The organism is Haloarcula sp. CGMCC 1.2071 (genome assembly GCF_037078445.1).
GTDB classification, from domain to species: Archaea; Halobacteriota; Halobacteria; order Halobacteriales; family Haloarculaceae; genus Haloarcula; species Haloarcula amylolytica.
Genome location: NZ_JAYMGY010000026.1, coordinates 1 through 22915, shown reverse-complemented (window position 1 = coordinate 22915; position 22915 = coordinate 1). Strand labels below are relative to the sequence as shown.

Genomic DNA, 22915 nt, shown 5'->3' with positions numbered 1-22915 from the left:
GTCTCCCTCGGAGCCGGAGGAGATCATGAGTACGACAGCACCTTCCTTCGAGGAGTATGACTTCGACCGCGGCGACCACGTTCGAGCCGACTGGACCGACGGAGACGGCCCACTCGATGTAGTCGTCGGAACCGTTACAGAGATTTCGCGCTCCGGCGGCAACGTGATCGTCGCTGTCGAGGCTGCCGACGACCAGTATCCCGAGCGCTCGATCTACGGCGGCACACACGATTGTGCTCCCGAGTGGGTCGAGCCACTAGAGCAATCCTAGTCTGACAGCAAGGGACTCGCCCGTATTTTGTGAGCCTCCACCGGGTGAGTGGTTTCCCGAACATGAGTGCCGAACAGCGGTCCGTCGACGAACAGGTAATCCCGGTGACAATCGGCAGGCAATATCACCGGTACACTTTTTCAACCGCCACTATAAGTGGTGCATATGAGTCTCACAACAGATGACTTTCGGGATTTTACCCGTTCCGATCCGACTGATGATGAAGATCTCGGACTTGGAGACGCTCTTGCTGCAGTCGCCGTTGATATCGATGTAGACGCTGTTGCCGAGGTCCGGGATGCTCGCGAACAGATATGACGTACCTTCTCGATACAAACATTCTCATGTCGCTGATGCCTTCCAGCCGCCCGAGCTGATAGACTCCATCTTGTGATAAATGCTGGAAGGTGGATTTGGATTCCGGGATATTTGCGGCCAGAGTAGCTCCCTGATACGCGAGCACGGCGCAACCTCCATTGGCCCGTGGCATCGGCGACTTTCTCACCCGCATTGATATCGTAAAAAGACACCCCTTGTAGGGAGCGGTATCGAGGTCTGTATAGCGTTCATAGCAATCCAATTTAGTATTGCCCGGAACAGCCGGGTATGCGAGATGCAACATACCCGCAACTGTGGGCCGCTGTCCGGGCCGCGCGGAAAGCTGGCCGGACGCTTGAGTCCGTCAAACCGGCCGCCGATCAGTTTCAAGTGAAACACAACGGCGATATAGTCACTGAGGCAGACCGTACGGTCGAAGAGACCATACTAGCGGAGCTGAGTGGGCAGTTTCCTGACCATACTGTCGTTTCCGAAGAGAGTGCGCCGGAGTTCACGACAAAACCGCGCTGGATCATCGACCCGATTGATGGCACGACGAACTTCCTCAATGGCATCCCCCACTATTCCATCTCTATTGCCTTCGAGGGCGCAGGCGAACCAGATGTTGGAATTGTCTATCATGTCCCCTCAGAGACGATGTACACTGCCATCGGGGGTGGCGGTGCATACGCCAACGGCCAGCCGCTGTCACTGTCGGCAACGACTGAATTGTCTGAGGCGCTTATCGTGACAGGGTTTGACACAGCGTCGATGCAGGCACAGGAATACGACCACTTCCGCACCATCCTCAATGTGACACAGGGCGTCAGGCGGTTCGGCTCGGCGGCTGGCGAACTAGCGATGGTCGCCGCCGGGCAGTTCGATGCGTTCTTCGAGCGGCAACTCTCCGTCTGGGACACTGCGGCAGGTGTCAAAATCGTTGAGGAGGCCGGCGGCGAGGTGACCCGAATCAAAGCTCTTGACGGAAAGAACAGCGAGATGGTGCTGGCCTCAAACGAGGCCATCCATCAGGATCTCGTCGCGCTGGTGTCGGCCGGGACTGTCCCCAAGAGGGACGGCCAGTAGGAGCAAAGGGGGCGAAAATTAGTAGCCGTCACGGCCATGTTCGTTTAAATACCCCGGTTTGTAGATATATAGCGACGTATAGCATAATATTATAAGATCTTTTTTATATACTTGTAATTCTCTCAGCTGATGACACGGAACAGCACCACATCGCAGGGTGAGGCCCAACAGACGCGGCGACGGTTCATCACCGCTGCAGGTGCGGCGGGGGCGACGGCATTCGCGGGGTGTATCGGCGATTCAAGCGGTGGGTCGGGGACCCAGACGATCACACTCGCTGTGTCCAGCGGTGACGGAGAGCTGATCAAGCGGTTGCTGAAGAACCACGTCGAATCGGAAGTCGGCGTGACGACGGAGACGACGATTCTCCCGAACGCGAACCTCTTTGAAAAACTCTCGACGATGTTTCAAAGCGAGAAGGCGACTTACGACATCGTCGCCATGGACGATCCGTGGATGCCACAGTTCGCGCGGCATCTCGCGCCGATCCGGGACCACGTCGACTCGCTGCCGACCAGCCAGATCATCCAGCAGACCCTCGACATCGGGACTTGGCCGACGCCCGGTGAGGCAGTCCCGCCGAACGCACAGGACGCTGAACCGGAACTGAAAGCGCTGTGTGCGGTCGGGAACTCACACATCTTCGTCGTTAACGAGCGGTTGTACTCGGAGGTCGGCGAGGATCTGCCCGAGACGTGGGAGGACGTCTTCCGCGCTGGACAGAAAATATCTGAGCAGGTCGACGGTGCGGAAGGGTACGCCATGCGCGGCAAGAGCGGGAACCCGATCATGTCCTCGTATTTCAGCGTCGGCATGAGCATGGCTGGGAATATGTTTGACGAGAACTGGGGCTACGACTGGGCCGACGACAGCGGCGTCGAGGCAGCCTCTTTCTTCGTCAACGATCTCGGTTCTATCAGCCCAGACGGGGTCGCCTCCTTTGATAACAGTCAGGTGCTCTCGGGACTGGCCGACGGAAGTATCGCTGCGGCCCCACAGTGGCCCTCCGGGACCTCGCTCCTGTTGAACGAGGATAAGGCAACTGAGTACGAGAACATCACGTTCCTGCCGATCCCAGAGGGTGAGAAGCGGGCGGCCCCTGTTCAGGGGAACTGGTTGCTCGGCATCAATAGTTACGCCGATTCGGAGACGAAAAGCGCCGCCGGCGACGTGCTCCAGTCGTTCGTCTCGAAGCAGGCCCAAGAGCAGTACGTCGACCTCGGTGGCGTGCCGTTCCGACACGACACGTTTGAGGAAAACATGGACGCCCAGCCGTGGTTCGAGGCCCTGTACGGTAGTCTCCAGAACGCGAAACCGCGGCCCCGGACACCGCTGTGGAGCGAGATCGAGACCGCACAGGGGCAGCCGCTGAACGCCGCGCTCGTCGATAATATGTCCGTCGAAGAGGCAATGACCGAGGCCGAGTCACAGATCGAATCGATTCTCGATGAGAACGGCTACTGAACCGGACCGGGACAGTCGATAGCCATGTCACACTACTCCGAGACGGTCGGCGGCGGCCGCTACGAGCGTGTCCTGCTGTGGGTCGAGGATCACCTCCGGTGGATCTTGACGCTTCCAGCGCTTGCCGTTCTCGCGGCGTTTTTCATCTATCCGGTCGGTCGTGCGCTGGTGCTATCACTGTACCAGTTCGACGCGGCCGGGCGGCAGTTCGTCGGGCTCGAAAACTACGTCGCGATACTGACGGCGGGCGCGTTCTGGCAGTCACTGTGGATAACGGCGAAGTTCATGTTCTTCGCCGTTTCGCTGGAGGTCGGCCTGGGCATCGCCATCGCGTTCGTCCTCAACAGCAAGGTGCGGTTCCGGGGGCTGATCCAGACTATCGGCCTCGTTCCGCTCGTCATCTCGCCGACGGTTGTCGCGCTGCTGTGGCAGTTGCTGTACCAGAACGGCGGGGTTCTCGATTCACTGGTCGCCCCGCTGACGAGCGGTCCGGTCCCGTGGCTCAGCGACCCCTCCATTGCGCTATACGCGCTCGTCCTCCCCGATGTCTGGCAGATGACACCGCTGGTGACGCTTATCGTCCTCGCTGGCCTGCAGTCGGTCCCTGACCACGTCCAGGAAGCGGCAATGATGGACGGTGCCGGGCGGATGCGGCGACTTGTCGACGTGACGCTGCCGTACATCAAGGAACTCGTCGTCCTGGTACTCATCCTCCGGGTCATCGGGACGATGCGTGTGTTTGCGAAGGTGTTCGTCCTCACCCGAGGTGGCCCGGCAAAATCAACGGAGGTCATCAGCATGGCCATGTACCGGGAGGCGTTCAGCTATGGGAACTACGGCCGGGCGTCGACGATGGCGCTGCTCCTGTTGCTCATCGCCCTGGCGATCACCTACGCCTTTGCGACGGTGTCGGAGGTGGAGTTCTGAGATGGCGACCGACACGAAACCGAAACGGGGCGTCGGCAGGGCGCTGCTTGCTGGCGTCGAGCGCATCCACGAGACGCTCGACAGCTACGGGCTCGTCCCGACCGTCACGAACGGCATCGCTCTGTTGTTCGTCGTCTGGACGCTGTTCCCGGTATACTGGATGGTGTCTGGGTCGCTTCGGACCCGAAGTGACCTGCTCGCGACGCCGCCGAAACTGGTCTCGACCGCGCTCACGGTCGGGAACTACCCCGAACTGTTCGCCCAGCGTCCGGCGTTCTACGAGTTTCTGTTCAACAGCGTCGTCGTGACGGTCGGCTCAACGGCCCTCGCAGTGTTGCTTGGGACCGCAGCGACCTACGGGTTCGTGAACTACGAGTTCCCGTACGACCTTGGTCGATTCCACCTGCCTTTCCTCGTGTTGACGACGCGCTTTCTGCCGCCCATCGTGACGGTGATTCCGCTGTACGTCATCTTCGATACCGCGAACCTGCTCAACACGCGGCTGGGCCTCGTGCTCGCCTACGCGGCGTTCAACATCCCCTTCGTCGTCTGGATGCTGAAGGGTTTTTTCGCCGAGCTCCCGGACAGCATCGTCGAGGCTGCCGTTCTCGACGGGCACACGGAACTCGGCGCGTTCTTCAAGATCGTGTTGCCGATGGTGCGCCCTGGGCTGGTCGCGGCGACCATCTTCACCGTCATCAACGCCTGGAACGAGCTGCTGTTTGCGGTCATTCTTACGAGCAACACCGAGGCACAGACCCTCCCCGTCGCGCTCGCGACGTTCAAGACGGCCTACGCGATCCAGTGGGAGCTGCTGACCGTGGCGGGAACGATTGCGATGGCTCCCGTTTTGCTGTTCGCGTTCCTCGTCCGGGAGAAACTGCTCCGTGGGTTCACGATGGGGGCGGTCCGATGACGACGACACGGAACCGAGTACAGACAATAACTAGCGACAAGCGGAGCGATTACTAATGGTACGCGTACGCTACGACGACGTGACGAAACGGTACGGAAACGAGATTGGTGCAAAAAACATCGATATCACCGTCGAGGACGGCGAGTTCGCCGTGTTGCTCGGCCCGAGCGGCTGTGGCAAGACGACGACGCTGCGCTGTCTTGCGGGGCTTACCGACCCCACCGAGGGCGAAATCCGCATTGACGGGACAGACATCACCGCTAGGCATCCGAAAAACCGCGACATCGCGATGGTGTTCCAAGAACTCGCCCTGTACCCGCACATGGGCGTCGCGGCGAACATCGGCTATCCGCTCAAAGTGGAGGGCATTGACAGGGCGACGCGGCGGGAGCGCGTCGAAGACGTCGCAGAGACGCTGGACATCGGCGAACTGCTTGACCGCGAGACAGACGAACTCAGCGGCGGTCAACGCCAGCGGGTCGCAATCGGCCGGGCGATCATCCGTCGTCCGAGCGTGTTCCTGATGGACGAACCGCTGGCGAGCCTCGACGCGAAGCTGAAAGTCGAGATGCGAAACGAAATCAAGAAGCTTCAGCGAGAGCTGGGCATTACGACCCTGTACGTCACCCACGATCAAGAGGAGGCGATGACGCTTGGCGACAAGCTCATCGTGATGAACGATGGGACCGTCCAACAGGTCGGGACGCCGGCCGAGGTGTACCACGACCCCGCGAACCAGTTTGTCGCCGGCTTCATCGGCAGCCCGAGCATGAATTTCCTGCGGGTCCGCCGTGAGGCGGCCGGCTCACAGCGAGTCGTGGCTGCCAACGACGCTACGTTTTCTTTCAGCGTCGAAAGACTACCCACCGCTGTTGACGACACCGACCCATTTGTCCTCGGCGTCCGGCCCCAGTACTTCTCGGTTCACCAGTCACCAATCGACGGCGCAGCCAAAGCCGAGGTCACAGTAACGGAACCGATGGGCGACGAGCAACTGCTCACGGTCCGGTTCGACGGCGACGACAGGGAGATTGCAGTTCGAGCGCCGTTTGACGTGAGCGTTACACGGGGTGACACCATCTGGCTGGGCGTTTCCGGCGAGCGTGCCTACGTGTTCGACGTCGAAACGGGAGCGCGGATTCGACAGACCGAGCTATCTACAGACACCGCCGTTCCCACCGGTAGCCGGCCGTAAGATGTGGCGACATACCATCGGTAGAACTCGGCATACTGTGGACAGTATTGTACAGGCGAATGAGAGATTTCAGACAACACAATGGCAAATAACATGCAGAACAGGCGTCACACGACGGACGAACACGTCTCGGACGGAAACTACCCGGCGAGTCGGCGCGCAGTGCTACAGACGGCCGGCCTCGCGGTCGGTGGTACGGCACTCGGAGGGACAGTGATGACGCACACAGCAACAGCAGAGAGTTCGTTCGAAACGAAGACGTGGCAGACGGATGCCGTCCCCGAAACACCGGTTCGGGAACTAAGCTTCCCCGGGACCCATCACGCTGCGATGGTGACTGACGAACCGGACTCGCCAGAGTACTACGACTGCCAGACCAGAGATGTCTACACGCAACTCTCGGATGGGATCCGGTTTCTGGACGTTCGCGTCGAGTCACAGGGCGACGGCGACGGAACTGTATTCTACGGCCACCACGCCGATGAAACCGGCCAGTCCCTCAACGAGACGGTGTTCCCAAAGATCTCACAGTACCTCTCAGAGGTCGACAACGCCGGGGCCTCGGAACTGGTCTTGCTCAAACTCTCGCATTTCTATGATTCCGGTGCGTTCAGCGACGATGCGTTCGAGGCAGACGACTGGGAAGCGCTGTCGACGCTCCTGACCGACACGTTCGGGGCGTACGCGTTCGACCTCGGTGCGGTGAGCGGCACTGATGCTCTCCTCGATGCGACACTCTCCGAGTTCGACGGACCGAAGATAGCGATCTTTTATCGGACGCTCACGGAGCACGACGACCCAGTCTCACTGCCTGATTTCACCGCGCCGTGGGCCGACTGGGTAGCGAGTTCCTATCCAGACACAGCTACCCCAGGAGATGTGCTGGCAAACGGTGTCAGGAACGACCACACTGAAACGGACCGGCTGGGCGAGACACAGTGGATCATCCGCGCACCAACAGATCTCTACAGCGGCGCACAGCAGACGAACGCGATGTTACCCCTGTACGAGCAAGTCGTCAGCGTCGCTCCGGAACTGAATCCGAACCTTATCCGTGTCGACTACTACGAAACGTCCGATATCGTCCCGCTATGCCGCCGACTGAGTGTCGCCGGGCTGGATGGGACAAGTGATACGCCCCCGATTTCAGAAGGTGTCTACTCGGTCCACTCGGTAGAGACGGGAAACGTCATCGAAATCACGGATGGGGATACCAGCGACGGCGCGAGCGCGGTTGAGGCCGACTGGACTGAGAGTGACCACCAGCGGTTCAGCATCCAACCGACTGGCGACGGCACGTACCGACTCGACGCAGTACACAGCGGCAAGGTACTCGATGTAGAAAACGAAGGAACAGACGACGCGGTCGACATCATCCAGTGGCCCTGGACCGGGAATGCGAACCAGCGGTGGTACGCTGTATCAGTCGGAGACGACCGCTACGCGTTCATCAACAAACACAGCGGTCGCGTGCTTGACGGCGAACAACCCGGCGCGAACGTCCACCAGTGGCACTGGGAAGGGGACCCAAATCAACAGTGGACCCTCCATAGTCGGTGAGCGTCGCTATCCCAGTCTCTACACAGGCTCCTCATCGGCAGTTGTATACACCTCCCCAGTCGGAGACCTTTCATTGACCTGTCACACCCGTTGTGACCACTGGAATCGCCGTGGTCGCTCCGTTCGTGTTACGACCACTCACTATACTCCTGAAAACAGGGGGTCGCTCCCGGTTCCTGCAGCTAGCAAACAGCGGCGTCGACGGCGGCAGGGCACGTACCACCGCGTCCAGCAGCGTTGGTTCAGTGTCGGTTCCGATCCTATCCGGCGTGTGTCACAGGGTTAGGGCGATGATTCCACCACAACGGGTGTGACGCCACCTGTCGCGGCTTTGTGGTCGCTGTTCTCCAACAGATCGAGACCGATGTAGCGTTTTTCGAGCAACCCTTCGGCGGTCGCCATATCTATCGCAAGAATCTCGGTTTGCGTCTGGTCGCGTCCGACCTGCCGGGTTTTCTCGACGATGTCGCCGCCGCCGATCTCGATGAGCTTCTCCCAGACGCGCTTGATCGTCTGGCGATGAGGTTCCTTCCCGAGTTCGGCGGTGAGGGCTGTTGCTATATCGTTTTTCGTCATGAAGACGCCGCTGCCGTCGGTTCGCTTCGTGGCAAATTCGGGCCAGCGCTTGGCGATGCTGATGGTGCGGTAGGTGTTCTGGCGGTTCGAGCGCTCGACGAACATCGTCTTGACCTTCGATTGGCGGCAGTTCGCGAAGAAATCCAGCGGCGAACTGCTGGGTTCGATGCCTTCGGGGAGCGGCTCGGCGTCCTCCTGGTGGTCGGTATCGGCTTCGAGTTGCTGGGCTTTGGCGATGGCACTCTTGGCGACGTCGCGGGTGGTCTCCTGCTGGGTTTCGAGCTCGTCGAGACGGTGGTCGTTCGCGGCGGCGTCACCGACGGCTGTGGTGGCAACCTCGTGGGTCCGTTCGAGGTCGGCCTCTAGTTCGGTGACGCGTTCGTGGAGGTCATCGATAGTCGCGACCAGCGTCTCAAGAACACTCGAAATGAGGGGTGACACGTCGCCGTCGAGGTCGTTGATGAGCGTCTGGAGTTCGTCGTTATCCGTCTCAGCCTGTTCGATGTCCATGTCGAGGTGGTCGGCGAGGGCTTGGTCGGTGGCTGTGTCGTCGTCGTCGGGGTTTGTTTGTCGTGGCATTGTGACCACAGGACCCGTGCTCGGAATCGAACCGAGCAGTGCTGACCACAGCACGGGCTCTCGGTGACGTAGCTGTCGCTCTCTAGACGCGGCGGTTGGCTCGTGGCAACCCCGCTCCGTCTAGTGGATTTGCGTCGTGGCACCGCGCCGGCGACTAGCAGTCTGTGTGTGCTGTCGTCGCCCGGACCGGCGTGGCACCGGGTTCACCGGTCGCGCTCCGCTGGTGGCAAGGGTACAGTCGTGGTCGACACTGGGGCGAGCGCTATGGTCGGTCACGTTTCGATCACTGCTCGGCGCTCAATGGCGACATCATGGGCGTGGTCCCCGTGACGGTACTGGTCGTAGTAGTTCTCGATAGTGGGGAACTCGGTCGTCCATTCGGTGTAGTGGGTGAGATCACCGACGTGGTAGCGGAGTCGCCACTGGGTTGTCTCTGATGACGCTGCCTCGGTCGCAGGTTCCGGTGATGGATCTGCGTGGGCCATCAGTCATCCCCTCCTGCGAATGGCCCAGGATGGCTGCTCCCGCGTTCAACCAGCGCACAATCTGTGAGGGAAACGGTGAATGACATGACCTTGCCAGTGTGACCGATTGCGTCGGCCAGCTGTCGGCGCGTGGTCGTGTCTGGTTCAGACGCCCGCAACCGACGGAGCGGTTCTGTCGTGAGGTCGGCAAGTAATGTTCCTGTGACGTGCTCGTCGTCGACAGCACGGACCAGCAACAGCGGGTTACTATTGGTGGTCGTAATGGCGACGATCTCGCCGACGGTCGGGTGGGTAGTCATCGGCCCACCTCCCTGTAGAGTGAGCAATTGATGGGGTGTTGATACCCACACAGAAACGCAGTACTAGATAAATGACGGCCAAAACGACTTTTATGGGTACTTACCAATGAATCGGATGAGTTCCCGAGGCCGGAGTGGCTGTCAGTGGGCCTAATCGAAGGTAGTAGCTGGTCCGGATCCGGAACTCGGTGTCGGGGAAGATGATCTCGAATGGTGGCGGAAGCGCTAGCTTCAGTACGGCTGTCCCCCGGCTGGCCACCATTCTGTCGCCGGTACGCTTGCGGCTGTGTCGTACTCCATGAGTGGACAAACTGTGAGTCTGAGTCACAACTGTTTTTGATACCAAGTCCATACCGGTCGGTTGGGTACCGGTCTCTATTCCATCCCCCCATGGATCCACCCCGAATCATCGATTTGCCCGAGACCAGAACCCGTCGTCGTGGATGACGACTTCCGGTGGTGCGTTGCACACCACTTCCTACACCCCCCAGCAGCCCACCACTTTCATACAGCGACCCACTCTCCCGATGAGTCGGCTGTCTACGTGGCAGTGAGACTGTTGGTTGCTGGCATCGGAGCCGACTGGTACGAGGATGATACCGGCGCTTGCTTTCGATTCGACGGAAACCGCAAGCGATTTTATTCCGAATCATGCTATCTTCCGTTGGGTTCTGGTCCCCGCTCAGCATCCCCATAGGACCCATCTGATTCATCGAGTAGACTGGGTCCAGAACCCGTCGCCGATTCAGGCGACGCTGAATGGACTGTGATACGCCATTTCCCCGTGGCTGTCCCCCATTCTTCACCTGAGATGACTGGTACCAGTGTGTAGTCTGGTTCCGATATGCGGAATTACGTCTCTGAGTACGGACTCCACCGGAGTCTGAGTGGGCAGCGAATCGGGCAGTTGGAGGCTTGATACTGCATGACAGGGGCAAATTAAAATTAATTGGGAGGAGTGCATAGCGTAGACACGGGTTCTGATCCCCGCTACAGGCTGGATCCCAGGATGGTTTCAGTTGGGCCATGCCGTGAGCAGGGTCCAGAACCCGCCCGTGCCTCTGACAGACGGGTGGCAAATTCTGTGCCCGTTGCCACCCCACACTCGCCTTCGAGTAGCTGTATAAAAGCCGCGTGATATCAGGGTCCCGGGAGTGTACAGGTACCGTCACTGTTGGGCACCTCTGGTCAGACGGAGCTGGTCACAGAGCCCTGCGAGCGTCTCGGCGTGGCGCTGAAGGAGCTGTCTCCCAGCGTCAGTCAACGTATACACGTTGGTGCGGGCGTCGAGTTCGTCGCGGTTGATGAGGTTCTGCTCAACAAGCCGGTTGAGATTCTGGTAGAGCCGGCTGTGGTTAATCGGCTCGGCGTAGCGCTCGTCGAGATAGGCCTTGAGTGCGAGGCCGTAGGGATCATCGTCGACGGAGGCGATGGCTTCGAGCAGATCGCGCTGGAAGCCCGTCAGGTCGTGGTAGGTCGTCATCGGTCGCCTCCGGTGGTATGCGTCTGGACGGGACTGGGACGTGACTTGGTAAGAGTCTGGAGCGCGCGTGACCGGAAGTGGATTTTCGCGGGTCGATTTTCGTCTCTGGCCCGCTGTGGCGTGTTTGTGGGCCGCTCAGGCGATGACCGGAAGATGACCGGAAGTGAGCGGACGTACCGCTGTCTGGTGGTTTCCGAATGAACGGAAGTGCTGGTCGGTGGCGAGCGATGCGACTCTTCGTGGGTGGGCCTGCCGGTGGTCATGGATTCAACGGGACGCCGCTAGTGTTGGTGGCGTCGCCTATCTCAGACTGTTATGCTGCCCGCACTTAATCTTTTCCGCACGACAACTAATTACCGTGCGTATATTAAAGGCAGACCGCTGATATTTTCTAAGTAGGCATCCATCCCAACTACAATGCCAGATCCGGGCCGTAAGCCGACAGTTTCCGATGTCGAAATACTCCGAGAGTTTGCCCTCTGCCCGGACCCGTTCATGCATGCGACTGAATTGACTGAGACCCTTGATTTATCTCGACAAGGCGTTCATAATCGGCTTGAGAAATTGCAGGAGAAAGGATATCTGGATAGTAAAATGACGGGCGGAACTCGAAATTGGTGGCTCACTGATGACGGGCGAAACTACCTTTCTGAGCAGTCTTGATCCTCTGGGAGCCACCAACCGACCATCGTTGAAGTCGGTTTCTTGCGGTTGATCCTATCTTCAGCCCACAGCTGATTGAGCCGCTTGTTAATTGCTGTCCGGCTGATTGGAAGGTGTTCGGAGAGTTCACCAGCAGTCACGAATGGCCCCTCTATTTTCTCAAACGTTTCCAGTAGTTCTTGATCAGTGACTCTCTGATTCCCGTGTGCCGTACTCATGCTACATTACTAAGTTAGTTTCCGCATGGAAATGATTTATGGTGGTGGCGTAACATAAGCTAAGTATAGGAACACACGCGCCACTGGTCGATTTTGTATGAAATCGCCCCGGTGTAGTAGCACCGAGGCGCGTGGTTCCCACAAGAACCAATGCAACTACGCAATCCAATCCACAAGAACGTACCGGCCTCTCGTATGGGACGACTCTCATCGGGACAGATACCAACGGTCACGAACACCGCTTTGCCGGTGCAGTGACCGACCATCGCGTGTTCATCTGCAACGCTGATGAGGTCTTGGAGGTTCACGATCTCGCGGAGCTGGCTGACAAGGGCGTTCTCACGCTTGCGACTCACGACGATGGGCTGTATGGTGCGACGACGCCGTGGGCATGGGTCGCCGCGTGGGCGTCTGCGTGCTGTGGCTGGTCCGAGGTTCGGCTGGGTGAGTCGCTGGTTGACCAGGCTGTCCGGGTGATGGACGTATGAGCTGCACCGTGGAGGAACGGAAGCGTGTACCACATCGCCGGCGCTCGTGGGTGGGAAGTTCGCAAACAGGCTTTTGGCCGCTTGTTGACATGCCGAACACATGGAGTACAACGGAGCTATCGAAGGATATATCGAGACGATCGCGGATCCGCTCGACCGATTCGAACAATCGTCGACGACAGTGAATGACCAGCAGGTGACGGTGTTTCATGATCGCTCACTTGAGCTCTCTAAGTTCGGATTCGTCGACACCGTGTTCGTAGTCGGCACCGCGGAAACAGCCGCTGACGCAAAGTCGTTCAGTGAGGCCGCTTTCGAGTACGGTCTCTCAGTGAAATCGAAACTCCCGCGGGGGCTGGGCGGCAACCTTGTCGTCTACCCGGTCGTGGTAACCGAGAGCGATCTGGCTGAGTGGGTCGAGGGGTACGCCCCCAAACACTGGTCATCCTTTGAATTTCCTGTCGTCGTTGACCTTTCCGAAGGCACCGTTGCTTATAACGAGTCAACACCGTTGTGGGGTACAATCTATTACAACGGCTTCAGGGAGACGGCTGAGACGACGCTAAAGCCATAGCAACTTACACACCACCGTCACTTTCGAACGCCGCGCTCAGTTTCTGTCGCATGAACTCCCGCTTGAGTTCTCGTTTTCGCTCGTCGGTCGGGTAGTCTTCGAAGACCACTTCCACGAGCTACTCAGCTACTACAGAGTGCTCGGTGAAGTCGTTGTCTTCCACGAGCCAATCAATCCCCGCGCACAGAACTTCCAGCAGTGTCTCAACGTCGCCAAGCAAGTCGGCTACGACGATGTTGTCGAGGAACTCCAGCAGATGCAAGACAGCCACCAGTACTGGGTCGAGTACGCCCTCAACCAACTGAACACGGTTCAGCAGGTCGCAACGCGCTTCGACGGGCTCGACGTGCACTCCTGGCCAGACAATGAGCTAGTGCGCTCGACGAGCGGCCAACTTCGGTCGAAGCTCAGGGCAATGCAAGAGGACGTCTCTCCGGAGTCGTTCTCCAAGTGTGGTGCAGATGCCTCTCCTGAGCAGTCTGAGCTAGCCCGGGACAGTGAGTCCATAGAGCACCTCATCTGATGACAAGGATGTCGCCGGGATACGCGCGTGACTCACACCCAGAGAACTAGTTTGGCTTAATATACAGTGTGGCTAACCAACACCTGAGGTGGTTATTGTTCTGTGTTGGTTAGCACTAATCCAACGGATAGTTCACTTCCGAATAGCTTTTTCAACAATCTCGATTTCTTCGTCAGTCAGCCCATCAGTCCACTCAATCTTTTCTGCCAATTCATCGGCCCGCACAAGCGTCTCCAGATAACTCGCCAAGCTATCATGAACGTCGTCGACGGTGAACAGCGGTGAGAATCCGATAAGCGTAGATCCAACCGCCATGCTTGCCGACACACGGCAACTCTACCGGCTTGAAGATCTCGTGTCATTCCCCAGCACTTAATTTCTGAACGAGTTATATACCGTCCATGTTTGAATTGGTCCACCGATATGCCCCCCAAAGTCCGGCTGGTCGAACGGCCACCGCCATTATCGCCTGTTTGGTTGGTGTCCCAGCACTCGTACTTGGACTCATCGGACTGACTGGAAACGTCGCGTCGGGACTCATATTCCTGTTAGTGAGTGCTGTCACACTCAGCGTCGCCGGACAACTGATACGAGGTGTCGTTCGCCAGGCGAATGCCGCCCCCACGGACAGTCCACAGGACGACCAACAGACAGACACAGTAACCGAAACCCCGATTGAAACGCTTCGGCGACAATATGCCGAGGGCGAACTTGATGACGAAACATTTGAACGGCGTCTGAACCAACTCATCGAAACGGAAGATCTAGAACAACGGACAGCCGAACGCGAACGTGAGTTAGCGTGAGTTAGTCCGATACAGGAACACTCGATCCCATGCTGCAGAATCGTGATGGGCTGCGCCCGAGGTTCTTCGAGAGCGCACGTTCGTTGGATTGACGCTCCAGCCAACGCCGTCGCAAGCCGAGTACCAGCATATGGTGGTGACGGTGTCGCGAAAAGCGCTAACCAACAATAGCTGACCAATACCTGTGACTGTTAGTTAGCCGACTATCGATTGATTTCTGACCGTCGGTCGTTTCTCACAATCTCACCAGGGATGCCCGCCCGGTGTGTCTGTGACTGTATCGCTGTAGATTCTGCCAGATTGCGTTGCTGTTCATAACGGCTTGCTGAATATAAACCGCGAGTCGACCACCGCCATTAGCACCGTTTCACACTCAACCCAGACTCGTCTCAATGGCGGGTCCGCGAATCCCCGCAACATTTCAACGTCGCGGGGGAGGACACACTCGATGCCCTCCATCATCGATGAAACCGTGTTCGGCGAGCCCTCTAGAGGGCTTGCAGTGGTGTACCTCTGTGGCGCACTTCTGCTGGCCGGGCAACAAGGGTACTACATCATTGTAGAAGGGGCGGCACCGTTCTATGCTGGACTGTTTCTGAGCGCCGGGATGGCCCTCTCCGGCATTGCCGAGTCCCTGCCGAAACCTCGACGACGGGCAGCTGGCATCTTGCGGGTCACAGCACTCGTCGTGCTGGTGAGCATGCTCGTAATTTTGTTTGTCACACCCGACCTCCTTATCAACTAAGAGCGGTGATCGATTCGAACTCACTGCTGCTGACCGAGTGTGTTCTTGAAGAGGAACCGCCACGACCGCTGACGATTCCCGGGGGAGATCTGCCGTATCGGTCACGCCGCTACTGACAGATTCTAAGCGAGTGATCGGGTTCGCCTATATATGAGTCCGCTATACTGGGTAGAGGAAGCCATGGCGGTACCCTCTTATGACCGACCACTCGAACTCACATATGATTGGGCTGGGGACGCTACTTATAATTCTCACAGTCTTTGTGGTGATGACTCTGACTCTCGGTCTGCTACTTCGGTTGCTGAAAGACGCTGACGGACTCTGAGCAGTCAATTAACTGGACTGACTTGATCATTACAAGCAATTGACTCAGTGCCCGCTGTTTCTCGACGCCGTGCCGCGAGACACCGACGGCGTCCCAGCCGAGGTACACCGGGAACTGACGCTGGCCGGCCTAACGCTCCAGCTGACGCCCTCGCAGGCCGGGGACTAACACGTCGTGGTGACGGCCCGACCTAGGTAGCGATACCTCTATTTTTGCTGACTTGGGTGCCTATTTTGCATGGGTTGCGGTGGTTCCTGAATCCAACCTACTGCTGACTAACCGCAACCCCGCGTTGGGACCTGTCGGTCTAGGTTCCACGACGGCGTGGGTATATACCCGCAGCTGATGGGTGACTGGTATGTGAGCCCCCTTGCACTACCGGGGGTGGCGGCTCGCTAACCAACACTCGGTGACTGTAGAGAATTAATGTTGGTTAGTCGGGGCAGTTGCTGGTGATCGTGGGGTTTCAGTACTGGTCAGTACAATCGATTGTTCCATCACCGATTCTGTTCCCAGTGTTCTCTGTTGTCGTCTTCAGCGTCTAAATGCTCTGGCATATATCCATCGCTGACAAATGGGGTTAACATCCAGTAGGCGATGTGGTAAGCATAGTGGTCTACAGGCGTGTCGTCATCAACTCGAATCGTCTGGCTAGTATAATATTCAAGTTCTCCATCATTATCTGTATCATGGCCATACGGTGTCCCTGTTGAGGTAAAGTCGTCAAGACTGGCTGATTCAATTACAATATCGGCATCATCCCGATCAGTCACCCGATCAAACGTTACGTTCGCGGGAACGTTTCTATCACCACTGTTCTGGAGATATTTGACAGCCGCTTCAAACTCGCTTTCAGCTGTTTGTTGATCCCGCTCACGAATTGATTGCCTGTCAATATAGACTGTTACCGTGTTGTATTGCCATGGATTTGCTCGCTCGGTTGCATTCGGGCTTTGTTTGAGCGTGAGATTTCGGCGAGCAGACATGAGTGGCATTGGTTCCTGTCCATGTATCCGTCCGTAAACGTGCCCAAACTCATGCTTTAGAATTGATTGCTGGCTTTCTGGTGTATACTGCGTACTAATTTCGATGGTCGGATTCTCACCGGCGCGGGCATCGCCGTCATAGATAGGGGCACAACCGCCAGTTTTTCCAGAGTATGTTAATCCGCAGACCCCGATGTCTTCTTTGTATGTGACCGTGAGCTCAGCGTTTGTGTCGTTTGCAGCAACCGCCATCTCTTGCGAGTAGTTTCGGTAGGCTGCCCCAGGCCCTGTCTCCCAGTAGTCGATTGCTGTTGCAACCTGTGACTTTGCTAAGGACCAATTTTCTGCATTCTCAATTGAAACATGGATCTTGTCTTTTCTTGGCCACGGATTTACCAGCGCTGGATCTTCAGGAACGTTGATATCAGTATCTGCAGTGTCGGCCTGGGAGTGGTCGCTGAACCGGCCGTCACAGCAGTCCTGGGACCGCTACTGGGTGCAGTTGGCGTCACCGGCGGCGGACACACGACACTGTCTGTCCTCCTCGCGTTGGTCGTTGTCAATCTCATGCACGTTATCGTCGGCGAGCAGGCACCGACGTATCTGGGGATCGAGCGCGCCAAGTTCGTCGCTAGGTACGGTTCGGGCCCGCTGTACGCCTGGACAAAGCTCATGTATCCGGTAATCATCTCGGCGGACTGGGTGGCGAAAACGTTGCTGGGCCTCTTCGGGGTCGAGATCTCCCGTTCGTGGACCGAATCGGAGGCCGAAAGCGATTTCGCAACTACCCGGGCCGAACTGCGTAGCGAAATGGGCGAGTCGCTCAGCCGACTCGATATCCCCGAAGAGCGACGGACTGAAGTTATCAACGCTCTCGACATCGGCGCGACGACGGTCAGTGAGATCATGGTTGACCGCAGTGACATCGTCGCGCTCTCGACGACTGACGACTTCGAGACGAACATGGAACGGATCGACGGAATGCCATACGTCCGCTTTCCGTTGATCGAAGGCTCACTGGACTCGTTCGTGGGTGTTGTCTACGCGCCGACGGTGCTGCACAACTACGAAGCGCTGGATTCGGGGACAATCACACTCGAAGAACTGGCAACCTCGCCGCTAACCGTCGCTGCTGAGACGACTATCAGTGACTTCATCGACCGGTGTCAGGCCGAAATCAGGAACTCGCCCTCGTGGTTGCAGACGACGTCGTCGTTGGTCTCCTCACCGCGACAGACGCCTTCGAGGCAATCACCGGTGAACTCGAAGACCCGATGGATCGCGCCGCCGAGTGACTATCAGCACAGGCACACCATCGTCAATGTGTACCAATGGTTCGATGACCTCTCCAGTATCCCGACTCTATAGTAACAATTGAAACGATTTACACACTGCTCGCACTGCAGTTGTGCGATCCGGTGTGCATTGATTTTCAATGGCTACTATAGCTTATAGCGTCGCTATCAGAACCATTCGCGGGCCTTCAGGCGAGCCGTTAGCTGGACACTCTTTCGGAGTCCGCGGCGGACGACACCGTCCGAATTCGGCACGCCGTCTTCGTACTCCACTCCCCGGACGACCGTAACGGGGATCTGTTCGTCCGCCTGTCCGAACAGCAACGCCGACCCGGCGGTGAGTTCGTCTGCGACGAGGTCGGGGTTCGGCTCGACGCACCCGATATCAAGTCCGTGGAACGTTCTGTCATCAGTTGATTGTCGGATACAGTACACTTCAACGCTGAGACGATTGCACATCGCTGGGAATAGATGAGACGTTCTTCGAAACGTGTCCCGCTCAGTGTACCGACTGTATCGGGCAGTTCGACGGTGACGTGATCACGTCGCACCCACACGGCAGGCGGCTTTATTGGTGCAGGCTGTGTATCGACTCCTGTATGCCCGAAGAAGTCCTGTTCAAGTCAGAAAGTGATCAGAGCCGAGAAGAGATCGCATCGTACCTCCGGAAAGTCGCGGATAATCTCGACAGCGGAAACGCTATCAACCTGAAAGCAGGCTCCGAGTCCGTAACGCTGGATCCCCCTGCCCGACCGACCTTCGAGGTCAAAGCCGAACGTGAAGGGCCGGCAGACAATATGACGGAGCTAAGTGTCGAGTTCGAACTCGAATGGGACGAAAATGATGGCGAGGAGGGCGGCGGAAGTGGTCAGTTAGAAATCGAGTAATCACGCCGAACGCACGCTGAAATCGATTCAGCGGAACCTGTCTAAAACAAATGAAGTCGCTGTGCTGTCCGGTCTCTTTAACTCTTCCTCCTGTTTCTGTCTGGGGGAACTGCGTTTACGATACAATCTCTTGGATGTAGAGGTGGGCGTACGCGCTCGCCCACACGATTGAAAGTAGGTCTCCAACGCTTGTAGAGAACACACGCAAAACAGGCGTCACCGAAGCGACGCTCGTCCCTATTTCGGGTAGATAAAGGTTGCTTACACTTCCGATAGCGATTACTGCGATGAGCACGAACTTCCGACGGTAGTTCGTCGTAATCTGCCAGCTAATCCGAAGTGATTTGAGAGGGCTATATTGGCCGATAACGCAGGCCTCCGGTGCGAACCAAAACTTGAACAACAAGCCGAGAAACGGCACGGCAAAAACGAGCCCACCCACCGCCGCAACGACGGGAAAGCCAACTATATCTGCGGGGTTTCCCGGAATAGCGCCAGCAAGGAGGAGTAGTGGCAGAAACAGAAAGAACGGAACCGTCATTACAGAACAAACGATAAGCAGTGTTACGCCAATCAACGCCGGTGTTCGGGTGATACTCCGATGGACTCCTTCGCGCATCGTTACAGAGTTATCAGTCAGTTCTCCGGCGACAATCGTTCCCACATAAGCTCGAATCAAGATTATAAACACAAACGCCGTCAGAGCATCGAGTACGCCGATTACAGGCATCGGGAGCCCGTTGATGATGTCTGTCTCGAGAAGTCGGTTGGCCAAGATAGTCACACCCGCGAAGGCGATGATCGACGGGTAGGAGCGAAACAGGCGAACGGACCAGACCAACGCATCAAGGACGGTCCGATTGGTGGTCGTCGTCTCGATGTTTCGGCATTCGAGACAACCACAGCCATCGATATCTTCCCGTGACTTGATCGTTGGTGCCACGTCACACTCGCTTGTGTCGTCACCGGTAGAAGCGCTTCGGACTGGGGGGTCTGTGTGTTCGCTCATTCGGCAGTGATGAACTGTGAGATGGATTCGCCGATAGCGAGTAAAACCGAGGGGGGACCAAGCAGCGAAGCGAACGATTTGAACGCACGTTTGAGACTCGGGCGGTCGTCCTCAGTGCCGAGGAAGAGGAGTGTCGGGTCCTCTGATACGACGTATACACTCATCTCACGGCCTTTTTCCGAATAGCAGGTGTCAGTCACTTCGATTACGCCAGCCGATTCGAGATTCTCCAAATGATAGTGAACGTTCTGCAGGCTCTGGCCGAGTTGCTCGGCGATCCGTGCCGGTGTCGCTGGCGTTTCGTTGAGCAGTTGGAAGATCTCGTACGCAGTCTCGGAGGACAACGCTTCGATTACCTCCCGTGTCGTGTCGTCATCGAGACTCAAGATAGCGGGGTTATCACTTCGTTCGACGGCGGCGTCAGTTTGTGTTGGAAGAAGTCGTGCCATGTGTGTGAGTAGCTGCTGTGGCTGGAGCGCGGGATCTGACCCGGCTGGTTGCTGTTCGAAACTATCGTTTGTAATTGTTGGTCGGTGTTTATGTTGATTCCGGGACAGCAGTTAATCGCAAGTAATAGGCCGTGTAAACCGTATAAAAGTACGCGAAGCCGACTGAAGACAGAGCGATTCCGAGAGGGAGCAAGACGATCATCGGAATTCCTATCTCAATCGGTAATACGTCAGCCGGTCCAGCGTTCGTCAGCGTCAACCGGACGAGATATTCGGGAATGAAGAAGGCGTTCAGCAGGACACTCCACGCCAGTGAGAATCCAACGACGCTTCTGAGATTTGAGCGGACGAGTGCAACACTTTTTCGGAACGCATCAGTAACACTCTCGTTCTCGATGACAATCGCAGTGTCGTAAAACTGCACGAACATAATGACAACGAGGATGGACAGCAGCCAGATGAGTATAGATCCGACGCCGGCGACGAAGGCAGCCATCTCGTTAATTGGGGCGAGTGCCATCGATCCGATACCGAGGATGAACCCGATAAATCCGAGTCCGACAGCGGTCCCGAACACGATAAGTATGAACAACACAGTTGCGAGGAGAAGTGGGAAGTAATGTGTTCGCCCTTCAATGAAAAACTGGGTGAACGACGCGTCTACTCCTTCGATTGCGGTCTGTGCGGTGCCGATGAATCCACCGAGAACGAACGGGAACACAATGAGCCATACGAGAGAGACACCCGCTGACAGTAGTGGTGATTCGATCAGATGATCCACGTACTGGAGTTGACTTACGGCCCCGATGAGGAGGCCGGCAACGAACAGGCTCGGGTTTTCTCGGAGGGCAGCGGATCCATCTTTGAATGCGGAGACTGTCACCATTGTGTTCACGAATTACTGTCGTCGGGTATTAGGTCGAGCGTAGTATCAAAATCAGATTTGAGCATTTTGAACGGTAGTACAGGCGACGAGTACCGATCTCGCCAACGCTCGGTGGGGTAGTCATCGAGCCACCTTCTGGTGGCGGGACGGTGGAGCCTCTGCAGTTGTCGGATGGATAGACTGTAACTCTGAATCACAAGTATTTTTGATACCAAGCACGTACTGAATAGTTGGGTTCTGGTCCCCACTCCACTTCCCCCCTGAATCGTATCCGATTCACCGATCGGCCCGGATCCAGAACCCGTTGTCGTGGATGACGGCTTCCAATGGTGTGTAGCACGCCGCTCCCCCCAGCTGCACATCATCTCCCAAGCCTTTGCTGCTTGGACCGTCGGAGTCGTGCAAGCGTGTCTCATTGAAGTTTATCGTTGAGTGAGTTGTGTAATCGGAAAATCGACAGACAGCGTGGGGATATTACAAGCGTTTTCGTGGCCACTCGTATCAAGAGCAAGTGGGTTCCGTGCCCTGTCCAATTCCATTGGATTCACCCATCCTATCGATTGTTTCAGGGCTAGAGCCCGTCGTCGAAGTAGACGACTTCGGATGGTGCGTTGCAGACCGCTTCTCCCACCCCTATCCACCATGCTGCTGGTGTACACAGCGGAGCCACGGGGTATTGTGTACGTCCAAGTGCGTACGCCACTGGAAACATCGGTAGGGTGGTAGAGCTGGCCACTATTGTGAGTGGGTTGAAGCGTGGTATTTGCTACCGTGGTTCCACAAAGGCTATTTATGTGGCGTCTGTCACAACCGAGTGGGTTCTGGTCCCCGCTTCGAGTTCCCCTGACTGCTGGTCGTCTGACTGGGTTTCCCGGGTCCAGAACCCAGCCGTGCCTCTGACATAGCAGAATGGTGGGCGCTACGCAAGGTGCCCATTGCAGCCCACCATTTCCCTCCAAACGAACGGGCAAATATCAGTTCCTATCTCTCCTCACAGTCGTCGACGCTAGCCACCATGTGAGACTGCGTCTTTTCGAACCCGAGCTTTTCGTAGAAGGCGATGGCTCGCTCGTTGTCTACGTGCGGATCGAGACTGAACTCCTCACATCCGGCTTCGCGTGCCCAGTCTCTGAGACGGTCGAACAGGTCCGCAGCCAGTCCGGTTCCACGATACGGTTCGCCAACGTAGATGTCACAGATGAACAGTCGGTCGGGGCGGTCGAAGACACTCGGCGCTTCGTCGACTTCGGCCGCGATATACCCGGCAAGCTCACCGTCAGCATCGGCGAGTGGAGTCTCGTCGGTGAATCCATCGACGGCGATCCACGTTCGATACTCCTCCGAATCGAGTCGATCGACGCGGAACGGGAGTTCCTCCGCGACGAGGTCGACGTCGTCGGCGAGTGAGAAGGCATCGACAGTCCCTTCGAGTTCGCGGTAGTACGGTAGCCAGAGCTCCTCGATAAAGCGCCGGACAGCAGGCTCTTTTGCTGAGAGTTCCACAATCTCCATACCTGTCCGGACCAGTCGCGCCACTTATTTGTTGTTACTCTCGGAGTCGACGATGAGGTTGAGAGCGAGAAAGCTGATTGACGGAGCGCATCCAACGCCAGAGCCAATAGAAGGGGCACCTGTCTCTGCACCTGCTGATGGATGTTCTGCTCATTTGCTGCGTGCTCTCTCCCCGAATCGGTGAGACAACAGTCTGACTCGGTCGAGGACCACGAACGTCACCCCAGACTTGAACCGGTCCATCATTTGGGACTAACTGACAAATTCTTGGATCGCTCTTGCGTAGTAGATTGTTGATAGCGAGAGCTGCGGCTGAAAGTCGAAGAGGGCAAGGGCACCGCGCCAGCGGTGCCCGATATGTTCCCAATAAGTCGATTCGTGTCGGAATCG

Annotated in this window: 27 protein-coding genes and 1 pseudogene; 17 read left to right on the top strand and 11 right to left on the bottom strand. The window is 57.2% G+C overall.

Going from position 1 to position 22915, the window contains the following annotated elements; genetic code table 11:
* The first annotated feature begins 25 nt into the window (after positions 1–25).
* The 8 genes from VI234_RS20110 (at position 26) to VI234_RS20075 (ending at position 7737) form a co-directional block, all read left to right on the top strand.
* Positions 26–271 (top strand): hypothetical protein, encoded by a 246-nt coding sequence (locus VI234_RS20110; RefSeq protein ID WP_336331061.1) that lies wholly within the window; start codon positions 26–28, stop codon positions 269–271.
* A 165-nt stretch (positions 272–436) separates the two neighbouring features.
* Positions 437–589 (top strand): hypothetical protein, encoded by a 153-nt coding sequence (locus VI234_RS20105; RefSeq protein ID WP_336331060.1) that lies wholly within the window; start codon positions 437–439, stop codon positions 587–589.
* Between the two features lie 288 nt (positions 590–877).
* A complete protein-coding gene (locus tag VI234_RS20100) occupies positions 878–1675 on the top strand; it encodes an inositol monophosphatase family protein (RefSeq protein ID WP_336331059.1) in 798 nt (265 codons plus the stop codon).
* A gap of 129 nt (positions 1676–1804) precedes the next feature.
* The gene (locus VI234_RS20095) at positions 1805–3139 is read left to right on the top strand and encodes an extracellular solute-binding protein (RefSeq protein ID WP_336331058.1); all 1335 of its coding nucleotides are present in this window, start codon (positions 1805–1807) and stop codon (positions 3137–3139) included.
* Between the two features lie 24 nt (positions 3140–3163).
* Positions 3164–4066: a carbohydrate ABC transporter permease gene (locus VI234_RS20090; RefSeq protein ID WP_336331057.1), complete on the top strand. Its 903-nt coding sequence runs from the start codon at positions 3164–3166 to the stop codon at positions 4064–4066.
* 1 nt (position 4067) lies between these two features.
* Positions 4068–4982, top strand: coding sequence for a carbohydrate ABC transporter permease (locus VI234_RS20085; RefSeq protein ID WP_336331056.1), 915 nt, complete (start codon positions 4068–4070; stop codon positions 4980–4982).
* A 55-nt stretch (positions 4983–5037) separates the two neighbouring features.
* Positions 5038–6177: an ABC transporter ATP-binding protein gene (locus tag VI234_RS20080; RefSeq protein WP_336331055.1), complete on the top strand. Its 1140-nt coding sequence runs from the start codon at positions 5038–5040 to the stop codon at positions 6175–6177.
* An 81-nt stretch (positions 6178–6258) separates the two neighbouring features.
* Positions 6259–7737 carry an RICIN domain-containing protein gene (locus tag VI234_RS20075; protein ID WP_336331054.1) on the top strand — a complete coding sequence of 493 codons (1479 nt, stop codon included), beginning with the start codon at positions 6259–6261 and terminating at the stop codon, positions 7735–7737.
* A 282-nt stretch (positions 7738–8019) separates the two neighbouring features.
* Here the strand turns inward: VI234_RS20075 and VI234_RS20070 are convergent, their stop codons facing one another.
* The 4 genes from VI234_RS20070 to VI234_RS20055 all read right to left on the bottom strand — a co-directional run bounded on the left by VI234_RS20070 (position 8020) and on the right by VI234_RS20055 (position 11159).
* Entirely contained in the window at positions 8020–8892 is an 873-nt protein-coding gene (locus tag VI234_RS20070) for a hypothetical protein (RefSeq protein WP_336331053.1), read from the bottom strand.
* Positions 8893–9164: 272 nt separating this feature from the next.
* Entirely contained in the window at positions 9165–9377 is a 213-nt protein-coding gene (locus VI234_RS20065; RefSeq protein ID WP_336331052.1) for a hypothetical protein, read from the bottom strand.
* Positions 9377–9676 carry a hypothetical protein gene (locus tag VI234_RS20060; protein ID WP_336331051.1) on the bottom strand — a complete coding sequence of 100 codons (300 nt, stop codon included), beginning with the start codon at positions 9674–9676 and terminating at the stop codon, positions 9377–9379. The genes VI234_RS20065 and VI234_RS20060 overlap by 1 nt, the downstream gene beginning before the upstream one ends.
* Before the next feature lie 1168 nt (positions 9677–10844).
* Entirely contained in the window at positions 10845–11159 is a 315-nt protein-coding gene (locus VI234_RS20055; protein ID WP_336331050.1) for a PadR family transcriptional regulator, read from the bottom strand.
* 417 nt (positions 11160–11576) lie between these two features.
* Here VI234_RS20055 and VI234_RS21400 point away from each other — a divergent pair, with 417 nt between their 5' ends.
* The 4 genes from VI234_RS21400 (at position 11577) to VI234_RS20040 (ending at position 13625) form a co-directional block, all read left to right on the top strand.
* The gene (locus VI234_RS21400) at positions 11577–11822 is read left to right on the top strand and encodes a MarR family transcriptional regulator (protein WP_442905046.1); all 246 of its coding nucleotides are present in this window, start codon (positions 11577–11579) and stop codon (positions 11820–11822) included.
* A gap of 349 nt (positions 11823–12171) precedes the next feature.
* Entirely contained in the window at positions 12172–12528 is a 357-nt protein-coding gene (locus VI234_RS20050; protein ID WP_336331049.1) for a hypothetical protein, read from the top strand.
* Between the two features lie 100 nt (positions 12529–12628).
* Entirely contained in the window at positions 12629–13102 is a 474-nt protein-coding gene (locus tag VI234_RS20045) for a hypothetical protein (RefSeq protein WP_336331048.1), read from the top strand.
* Between the two features lie 136 nt (positions 13103–13238).
* Complete coding sequence (locus tag VI234_RS20040; RefSeq protein WP_336331047.1) at positions 13239–13625, top strand: radical SAM domain-containing protein; 387 nt, start codon at positions 13239–13241, stop codon at positions 13623–13625.
* 132 nt (positions 13626–13757) lie between these two features.
* On the opposite strand, the pseudogene VI234_RS20035 reads toward VI234_RS20040, so the two are convergent.
* Positions 13758–13895, bottom strand: a pseudogene (locus VI234_RS20035) (restriction endonuclease); the annotation flags it as partial.
* A 131-nt stretch (positions 13896–14026) separates the two neighbouring features.
* Here VI234_RS20035 and VI234_RS20030 point away from each other — a divergent pair.
* The 3 genes from VI234_RS20030 to VI234_RS20020 all read left to right on the top strand — a co-directional run bounded on the left by VI234_RS20030 (position 14027) and on the right by VI234_RS20020 (position 15669).
* Positions 14027–14431, top strand: a complete 405-nt coding sequence (locus tag VI234_RS20030; protein WP_336331045.1) for an SHOCT domain-containing protein — start codon at positions 14027–14029, stop codon at positions 14429–14431.
* 448 nt (positions 14432–14879) lie between these two features.
* Positions 14880–15176 (top strand): hypothetical protein, encoded by a 297-nt coding sequence (locus VI234_RS20025; RefSeq protein ID WP_336331044.1) that lies wholly within the window; start codon positions 14880–14882, stop codon positions 15174–15176.
* Between the two features lie 364 nt (positions 15177–15540).
* Complete coding sequence (locus VI234_RS20020; RefSeq protein ID WP_336331062.1) at positions 15541–15669, top strand: hypothetical protein; 129 nt, start codon at positions 15541–15543, stop codon at positions 15667–15669.
* Positions 15670–15998: 329 nt separating this feature from the next.
* Here the strand turns inward: VI234_RS20020 and VI234_RS20015 are convergent, their stop codons facing one another.
* On the bottom strand, positions 15999–16739 hold the full coding sequence (locus VI234_RS20015; protein WP_336331043.1) for a hypothetical protein: 741 nt from the start codon (positions 16737–16739) through the stop codon (positions 15999–16001).
* 198 nt (positions 16740–16937) lie between these two features.
* On the opposite strand from VI234_RS20015, the gene VI234_RS20010 reads away from it, so the two are divergent.
* On the top strand, positions 16938–17855 hold the full coding sequence (locus tag VI234_RS20010; RefSeq protein ID WP_336331042.1) for a CNNM domain-containing protein: 918 nt from the start codon (positions 16938–16940) through the stop codon (positions 17853–17855).
* Between the two features lie 95 nt (positions 17856–17950).
* On the opposite strand, the gene VI234_RS20005 is transcribed toward VI234_RS20010, so the two are convergent.
* On the bottom strand, positions 17951–18241 hold the full coding sequence (locus VI234_RS20005; protein WP_008308544.1) for a F420-dependent oxidoreductase: 291 nt from the start codon (positions 18239–18241) through the stop codon (positions 17951–17953).
* Positions 18242–18381: 140 nt separating this feature from the next.
* On the opposite strand from VI234_RS20005, the gene VI234_RS20000 reads away from it, so the two are divergent.
* Positions 18382–18669 (top strand): amphi-Trp domain-containing protein, encoded by a 288-nt coding sequence (locus tag VI234_RS20000; RefSeq protein ID WP_008308543.1) that lies wholly within the window; start codon positions 18382–18384, stop codon positions 18667–18669.
* Positions 18670–18784: 115 nt separating this feature from the next.
* Here the strand turns inward: VI234_RS20000 and VI234_RS19995 are convergent, their stop codons facing one another.
* From VI234_RS19995 to VI234_RS19980, 4 genes are all read right to left on the bottom strand, one after another.
* Positions 18785–19678 (bottom strand): hypothetical protein, encoded by an 894-nt coding sequence (locus VI234_RS19995; RefSeq protein WP_008308542.1) that lies wholly within the window; start codon positions 19676–19678, stop codon positions 18785–18787.
* Positions 19675–20127 carry an ArsR/SmtB family transcription factor gene (locus VI234_RS19990; RefSeq protein ID WP_008308541.1) on the bottom strand — a complete coding sequence of 151 codons (453 nt, stop codon included), beginning with the start codon at positions 20125–20127 and terminating at the stop codon, positions 19675–19677. Before VI234_RS19990 ends, VI234_RS19995 begins: the two co-directional genes overlap by 4 nt.
* A gap of 88 nt (positions 20128–20215) precedes the next feature.
* A complete protein-coding gene (locus VI234_RS19985; protein WP_064287136.1) occupies positions 20216–21013 on the bottom strand; it encodes a DUF7847 domain-containing protein in 798 nt (265 codons plus the stop codon).
* A gap of 981 nt (positions 21014–21994) precedes the next feature.
* The gene (locus VI234_RS19980) at positions 21995–22525 is read right to left on the bottom strand and encodes a GNAT family N-acetyltransferase (protein WP_008308539.1); all 531 of its coding nucleotides are present in this window, start codon (positions 22523–22525) and stop codon (positions 21995–21997) included.
* Positions 22526–22915: the final 390 nt, after the last annotated feature.

Excerpts from the sequence above, each read along its gene's own strand:
- VI234_RS20045 (WP_336331048.1), top strand. The coding sequence starts at position 12,629 with ATGGAGTACAACGGAGCTATCGAAGGATATATCGAGACGATCGCGGAT.
- VI234_RS20060 (WP_336331051.1), bottom strand. The coding sequence starts at position 9,676 with ATGACTACCCACCCGACCGTCGGCGAGATCGTCGCCATTACGACCACC.
- VI234_RS20005 (WP_008308544.1), bottom strand. The coding sequence starts at position 18,241 with ATGTGCAATCGTCTCAGCGTTGAAGTGTACTGTATCCGACAATCAACT.
- VI234_RS20105 (WP_336331060.1), top strand. The coding sequence starts at position 437 with ATGAGTCTCACAACAGATGACTTTCGGGATTTTACCCGTTCCGATCCG.
- VI234_RS19995 (WP_008308542.1), bottom strand. The coding sequence starts at position 19,678 with ATGAGCGAACACACAGACCCCCCAGTCCGAAGCGCTTCTACCGGTGAC.
- VI234_RS20090 (WP_336331057.1), top strand. The coding sequence starts at position 3,164 with ATGTCACACTACTCCGAGACGGTCGGCGGCGGCCGCTACGAGCGTGTC.
- VI234_RS20075 (WP_336331054.1), top strand. The coding sequence starts at position 6,259 with ATGGCAAATAACATGCAGAACAGGCGTCACACGACGGACGAACACGTC.
- VI234_RS20065 (WP_336331052.1), bottom strand. The coding sequence starts at position 9,377 with ATGGCCCACGCAGATCCATCACCGGAACCTGCGACCGAGGCAGCGTCA.
- VI234_RS20085 (WP_336331056.1), top strand. The coding sequence starts at position 4,068 with ATGGCGACCGACACGAAACCGAAACGGGGCGTCGGCAGGGCGCTGCTT.
- VI234_RS19980 (WP_008308539.1), bottom strand. The coding sequence starts at position 22,525 with ATGGAGATTGTGGAACTCTCAGCAAAAGAGCCTGCTGTCCGGCGCTTT.
- VI234_RS20095 (WP_336331058.1), top strand. The coding sequence starts at position 1,805 with ATGACACGGAACAGCACCACATCGCAGGGTGAGGCCCAACAGACGCGG.
- VI234_RS20070 (WP_336331053.1), bottom strand. The coding sequence starts at position 8,892 with ATGCCACGACAAACAAACCCCGACGACGACGACACAGCCACCGACCAA.
- VI234_RS19985 (WP_064287136.1), bottom strand. The coding sequence starts at position 21,013 with ATGGTGACAGTCTCCGCATTCAAAGATGGATCCGCTGCCCTCCGAGAA.
- VI234_RS20080 (WP_336331055.1), top strand. The coding sequence starts at position 5,038 with ATGGTACGCGTACGCTACGACGACGTGACGAAACGGTACGGAAACGAG.
- VI234_RS20015 (WP_336331043.1), bottom strand. The coding sequence starts at position 16,739 with ATGGCGGTTGCTGCAAACGACACAAACGCTGAGCTCACGGTCACATAC.
- VI234_RS20100 (WP_336331059.1), top strand. The coding sequence starts at position 878 with ATGCGAGATGCAACATACCCGCAACTGTGGGCCGCTGTCCGGGCCGCG.
- VI234_RS21400 (WP_442905046.1), top strand. The coding sequence starts at position 11,577 with ATGCCAGATCCGGGCCGTAAGCCGACAGTTTCCGATGTCGAAATACTC.
- VI234_RS20110 (WP_336331061.1), top strand. The coding sequence starts at position 26 with ATGAGTACGACAGCACCTTCCTTCGAGGAGTATGACTTCGACCGCGGC.
- VI234_RS20030 (WP_336331045.1), top strand. The coding sequence starts at position 14,027 with ATGTTTGAATTGGTCCACCGATATGCCCCCCAAAGTCCGGCTGGTCGA.
- VI234_RS19990 (WP_008308541.1), bottom strand. The coding sequence starts at position 20,127 with ATGGCACGACTTCTTCCAACACAAACTGACGCCGCCGTCGAACGAAGT.
- VI234_RS20000 (WP_008308543.1), top strand. The coding sequence starts at position 18,382 with ATGCCCGAAGAAGTCCTGTTCAAGTCAGAAAGTGATCAGAGCCGAGAA.
- VI234_RS20055 (WP_336331050.1), bottom strand. The coding sequence starts at position 11,159 with ATGACGACCTACCACGACCTGACGGGCTTCCAGCGCGATCTGCTCGAA.
- VI234_RS20025 (WP_336331044.1), top strand. The coding sequence starts at position 14,880 with ATGCCCTCCATCATCGATGAAACCGTGTTCGGCGAGCCCTCTAGAGGG.